General features: G+C 43.6%; 5 protein-coding genes. 1 reads left to right on the forward strand and 4 read right to left on the reverse strand.

The features are described 5' to 3' along the window. Together B4F08_RS12325 and B4F08_RS12330 are read right to left on the reverse strand one after the other, a co-directional pair. On the reverse strand, positions 1–1158 hold a 1158-nt coding region (locus tag B4F08_RS12325), incomplete at its 3' end, for a bifunctional succinylornithine transaminase/acetylornithine transaminase (protein WP_291374508.1). A gap of 71 nt (positions 1159–1229) precedes the next feature. Beyond that, the gene (locus B4F08_RS12330; protein WP_171248480.1) at positions 1230–2504 is read right to left on the reverse strand and encodes a Glu/Leu/Phe/Val family dehydrogenase; all 1275 of its coding nucleotides are present in this window, start codon (positions 2502–2504) and stop codon (positions 1230–1232) included. A 202-nt stretch (positions 2505–2706) separates the two neighbouring features. Between B4F08_RS12330 and B4F08_RS12335 the strand changes: the two genes are divergently transcribed. Beyond that, positions 2707–3129 (forward strand): Lrp/AsnC family transcriptional regulator, encoded by a 423-nt coding sequence (locus B4F08_RS12335; protein WP_291374510.1) that lies wholly within the window; start codon positions 2707–2709, stop codon positions 3127–3129. A gap of 202 nt (positions 3130–3331) precedes the next feature. On the opposite strand, the gene B4F08_RS12340 is transcribed toward B4F08_RS12335, so the two are convergent. Together B4F08_RS12340 and B4F08_RS12345 are read right to left on the reverse strand one after the other, a co-directional pair. Next, on the reverse strand, positions 3332–4780 hold the full coding sequence (locus B4F08_RS12340; RefSeq protein WP_119063800.1) for an NAD-dependent succinate-semialdehyde dehydrogenase: 1449 nt from the start codon (positions 4778–4780) through the stop codon (positions 3332–3334). 16 nt (positions 4781–4796) lie between these two features. Continuing rightward, positions 4797–5882: aminotransferase class III-fold pyridoxal phosphate-dependent enzyme (locus B4F08_RS12345; protein ID WP_291374512.1), on the reverse strand; the 1086-nt coding region annotated here is incomplete at its 5' end.

The raw sequence follows: 5882 nt of genomic DNA on the forward strand, positions 1-5882 counted from the left end.
TGCTTCTGGAATAATTAATGATGGTGTAAAACGAACAACATTTGGACCTGCAACCAGTGCCAATAAGCCTTCTTCGCCCGCCAAAGTCACGATGTCTTTAGCTTTGCCTGCATATTCAGCTTTCAGTACACAGCCGATTAATAAACCTTGACCACGAACTTCTTCAAATAAGCCATAGCGTGCATTTAACTGGTTTAAACCGTCGGCAAAAATTTGCGCACGTGTACGTACACCATTCAACACTTCTGGGGTATTGATCAAACCAAATACCGCATTGGCTACGGCAGATGCCAATGGGTTACCGCCATAAGTCGTACCATGGTCACCCACCACAAACATGTTGGCATATTTGTCAGTCGTGATCATCGCACCAATTGGGAAACCACCGCCGAGTGCTTTGGCTGTGGTTAAAATGTCTGGAGTCACATCAGTGTTCATATAGGCATATAGAGCACCTGTACGACCCACACCTGTTTGCACTTCATCAAAAATCAGTACAGCACCATGCTGGTCACACAGTTCACGTAAGCCTTTTAAGAATTCAGGATTTGCGGTAATTACACCACCTTCACCTTGAATTGGTTCAACAATCACTGCACAAGTGTCTGCATCAATTGCTTCACGTACTGCATCTAAGTCATTGAATGGTAAGTGCTGGATACCTTCTGGAAGCGGTGCAAAGTCTTGTGAATATTTCGGTTGACCACCAGCCGTAACCGTAAATAAAGTACGACCGTGGAAAGCATTTTTGAATGCAATAATTTTATTTTTGCGCGCCGAGCCTGAAAGTAGGCCCACTTTGCGCGCAAGTTTCAAAGCCGCTTCATTGGCTTCTGCACCAGAGTTACAGAAGAACACTTTGTCTGCAAAGGTGTTATCGACCAATTGTTTTGCAAGTGCCAGTACGGGTTCGTTGGTATAACCATTGCCAATGTGCCAGAGCTTTTGACCTTGCTCGACCAAAGCATTAACCGCCACAGGGTGAGCATGCCCAAGTGCATTGACCGCAATACCACCTGCAAAATCAATATATTCTTTACCTTGCTGATCCCACAAACGAGAACCTTCGCCACGCACAGGAATAAACTGAGCGGGTGCAAAAACTGGCACCATATACTGATTAAAATCTTGGCGAGTAGGTTGACTATTCTGGTTCATGGTTTGTTCTTCCTTAATAAATCTGATGTTGTTCTGTCTTGAATGTGCCCCGAAGGGCACGAAACTCCCCCTTAACCTGGGAAAATTCCTCGTTCTTTACGTGCTTTTAAGATACGTTGGCATGCCAAGATGTATGCCGCTGTACGAAGGCTGCACTGCTTTTCGCTCGAAGTGAACCAAACATCTTCAACTGCTGACACCATAAGTTTGTCTAAACGTTGGTTAATTTCTTCTTCTGTCCAGAAGTAGCTCGCCATGTCTTGAACCCACTCGAAGTAACTCACAGTTACACCGCCTGCGTTACACAGTACGTCAGGTACAATCGTGATTTGACGTTCTAACAGAATGTCTTCTGCATCTGGATAGGTTGGACCGTTCGCACCTTCCAAGACCAATTTTGCAGTTAAGTGTTGCGCACGTTCAGCGGTAATCTGACCTTCTAAAGCAGCAGGAATTAAAATATCCATGTCCACTGTCCAGAATGCTTCGTCTTCAATTAAAGTGGCATCAGGGAAACCAGCTACACCTTTATGAATCGCAACATAGTCCTGTAACTGCTTAACATTCATGCCTTCTGCGTTAAAGATCGTACCTGTGTGGTCTTGTACACACACCACTTTCGCATTGGCTTTGTAGAATAAGTATGCAGCTTCACTACCCACGTTACCGAAACCTTGGATCGCTACACGGCTACCTTCAAGTGCAAGATTGATTTTCTTAGCCACTTCTAAACCTGTCACAAACACACCACGGCCTGTTGCACGGACACGACCTAAAGAGCCACCTAAGTGCACAGGCTTACCTGTTACTACACCTGTTACGGTATGACCTTTAATGCTTGAATAGGTGTCCATCATCCAACCCATAATGTCTGCATTGGTGCCTACATCTGGAGCAGGAATATCGGTTTGTGGGCCGATGATTGGGCTAATTTCGCTGGTAAAACGACGAGTCAGACGTTCAAGTTCTCGTGGAGACAACTTGCGAGGGTCTACACGGATACCACCTTTAGCACCGCCATACGGTAAGTTTAAAACCGCAGTTTTAATTGTCATCCACGCTGAGAGTGCCATGACTTCGTTGAGTTCAACATCTGGATGGTAACGAATACCGCCTTTACCGGGTCCACGTGACAAATTGTGCTGTACACGATAGCCTTCGAAGTGCTGAATTGAACCATCGTCCATCACAATTGGCACATCAACAATCAAAGCGCGCTTTGGACGCTTTAAAGTGTTGATGAATGGAATTAAGTCGTCTTCCAGATATGGCGCAACACGGTTAATCTGTGCAAGATAGGTCTGCCAAGCGCCACTATTGTCCATTTCATATGACAAAGACATGATATTTCCCTTTAAAATTTGCTGAATCAAATCCATTAAATAGATATGAGACACCTCCTATAGAACACATCGCCTCAGCTCGATGTAACGCTCACTAGAGTGCTTCTCAATACGCATAGTATGAAAAATCAAATTGCGCCCAAAAAGTTGTAAATTTGATTAAAATGAAATAAATTTCATCAAATTGATAACAGGAAAAATCAAAATGAACGATACGGACAGTCAAATCCTCGGCTTACTGCAAGACAATGCCCGTATCTCGATTACCGAGATTGCGAACAAGCTCCGTATCTCGCGAAATACGGTACAAAAGCGGATTGAACATTTGGAAACCAGTGGCGTGATCACAGGCTATACGGTGCGGATTAAACCAGGGACTGAGAAGAATAGTATCCGTGCTTGGATGAATATTATGGTCGAAGGCACCAAGACCAGTTCAGTGGTCAAAGAGCTCAGAATCGACCCTGCTGTGCATACCTTGCATAGTACCAATGGCAAGTGGGATTTATTGGTCGAATTGAAGTCTGATAGCTTGGAAAATTTTGATCGAATTTTAGAACGAATCCGAAATATTTCAGGAATTTACAATACTGAAACCAGTATTTTACTGTCTACCTATAAAGTTTAAAGTCACTTATATGTTTGGACCGATTAAAGAAAAGAAGACACGTTATATAAAGGTGTAGTGAACTTTATTAATTTGGCTTTTTAAGTTGCTTCACTAGGTACTATTTTAAAATAAATCGACTCTTCCCTAATATACACCCATAAAAAAAAATCAGCCTTGAATGGGCAAGGCTGATTTTTTAACTGATGGTTGCTAGACGTACTTAAACAGAGATATCCACGCACAAATATTTCATTTCGAGATATTCGTCGATACCGAATTTAGAGCCTTCACGCCCTAAGCCAGACTGCTTCACACCACCAAATGGAGCCACTTCATTTGAAATCGCACCCGTGTTGATGCCCACCATACCGTACTCAAGCGCCTCACCAACACGCCACTGACGTGCTGTATTTTGGGTAAATAGGTAGGTTGCCAGACCAAATTCTGTGTCATTCGCCATTTGAATCGCTTCTTCTTCCGTTTTAAAACGGAACAGCGGTGCCAATGGGCCAAAGGTTTCTTCTTTCGAGACTTTCATCTCTTGTGTCACTTCTGTTAAAAGTGTCGGTTCAAAGAAAGTACCACCTAAGCTTGAACGTTGACCACCGGTTTTAACCTGTGCCCCTTTACTGATGGCATCTGCAATATGTGACTGAACTTTTTCAATCGCTGCTTCATCAATCAAAGGCCCTTGGGTTGAAGTCTCGATACGACCATCACCGACTTTTAAATTCGCAACAGCAACTGTCAACTTTTCAACCAATGCATCATAAATACCGTCTTGCACATAGATACGATTGGCACAAACACAGGTCTGTCCGCTATTACGGAACTTACTGGCCATAATGCCTTGTACTGCTTGCTCAAGATTAGCATCGTCAAACACTAGCACAGGTGCATTACCGCCTAACTCTAAAGACAGTTTTTTGATGGTTGGTGCACATTGCTGCATTAAGATACGGCCAACTTGCGTTGAACCCGTGAAGCTTAACTTCTTCACCGTATCGCTTTCACACAATGTTTTACCGACTTCAATCGCGTCACCACTGATATGCAATAACACATCTTGTGGTAAACCCGCGCGCAGTGCCAATACCTCTAAAGCATAAGCTGTCAAAGGTGTTTGCTCTGCTGGTTTCACAAGCATTGAACAACCCGCTGCAATTGCAGGTGCTGCCTTACGTGTGATCATTGCCGCAGGGAAGTTCCACGGTGTAATTGCAGCAGTAACGCCAATGGCTTGTTTGATGACCAACAAACGCTGATTTGGTAGTGTTGGTGCTAAAACATCACCATCTATACGACGAGCTTGCTCTGCAAACCAGCGAATAAATGAAGCCGCATAGCCAATTTCACCACGTGCTTCAGCCAAAGGTTTACCTTGTTCAGCAGTCAAAATCTGAGCCAATGACTCTTTATTTTCCTGCATCAAGTCAAACCAAGCCCAAAGCACATCAGCACGTTGTAGCGCAGTTTGTGCTTTCCACGCGGTTTGCGCCACTTGCGAACGCGCAATCGCTTGTTCAACTGACGCGCGGTCATGGGATTTCACCCATGCCAACGTGTCATGTGTTGCTGCATCTTTCACTTCGATGTAACCGCCATTTTCAGGCATATCAAAACGAATATCTGGATGCTGTAATAAATCTTTATATTGCGCTTGAAGCATAGTCATTACTCTTCAATTATGCTGCAGCAGAAAGTGCAAAACCTTGTTTTAAAATGTTTAAGCCAGCACGGAATTGCTCTGCAGGAATCGTTAAAGGATATAAGAAACGAATCACATTACCATAACGACCACAGGTCAAAATAAGCAAGCCATTTTGCATTGCATAGTTTTGAATCGCTTTAGCTTGATCAGCAGTTTCCAATTCAACAGCAACCATTGAGCCTAAAGCACGAATATCTTGAACAATAGAAGAAGATTGTTTGAGTTCGTTTAGAACTTCAACCAACTCTGCACCCAATACATTTGCACGTTCGCAAAGACCTTCTTCTTCAATTACGTCAAGTACCGCATGTGCAGAAGCAACTGCGACAGGGTTACCTGCATAAGTACCACCTAAACCACCTGGGTTTGGTGCGTCCATCACTTCAGCACGGCCTACTACGCCAGAGATTGGGAAGCCACCACCAAGGCTTTTCGCCATTGTGATTAAATCTGCTTTAGTCTCATAGTAGTCCATCGCAAACAATTTACCAGTACGCGCAAAACCTGACTGTACTTCATCTGCAATAATCAAAATACCATGTTGGTCACACAAAGCACGTAAACGCTTTAAGAATTCTGCTGGAACAACATTGAAACCACCTTCACCTTGAACTGGTTCAAGCACAATCGCAGCAACATCATGTGCTGCAATATCTTCTGCAAAAATGTCTTCAATGCTTTGAATTGCATCATCTACAGTAATGCCTTTTGACTCTACTGGATAGCGTGCATGGAAAACACCTGCTGGCATAACACCAAAATCACGCTTGTACGGTGCAGTTTTACCTGTCATTGCCATGGTCATAAATGAGCGACCGTGGAAGCCATTACCAAAAGTCACAATACCGTGACGACCCGTATGTGAACGCGCAATTTTTACTGCATTTTCTACAGCTTCAGCACCTGTAGAGAAGAATGTTGTTTTTGCATCACCTGCAATCGGCGCACGTGCATTGATACGCTCAGCCAATGACACATAAATTTCATACGGCACAACTTGATACGCCGTATGGGTAAATTTAGTTAATTGTTCAGTAACAGCAGCAATAATTTTAGGATG

It is taken from the genome of Acinetobacter sp. UBA6720 (assembly GCF_002454215.1).
In the GTDB taxonomy this organism is placed as follows: Bacteria; Pseudomonadota; Gammaproteobacteria; order Pseudomonadales; family Moraxellaceae; genus Acinetobacter.

Excerpts from the sequence above, each read along its gene's own strand:
- B4F08_RS12340 (WP_119063800.1), bottom strand. The coding sequence starts at position 4,780 with ATGCTTCAAGCGCAATATAAAGATTTATTACAGCATCCAGATATTCGT.
- B4F08_RS12335 (WP_291374510.1), top strand. The coding sequence starts at position 2,707 with ATGAACGATACGGACAGTCAAATCCTCGGCTTACTGCAAGACAATGCC.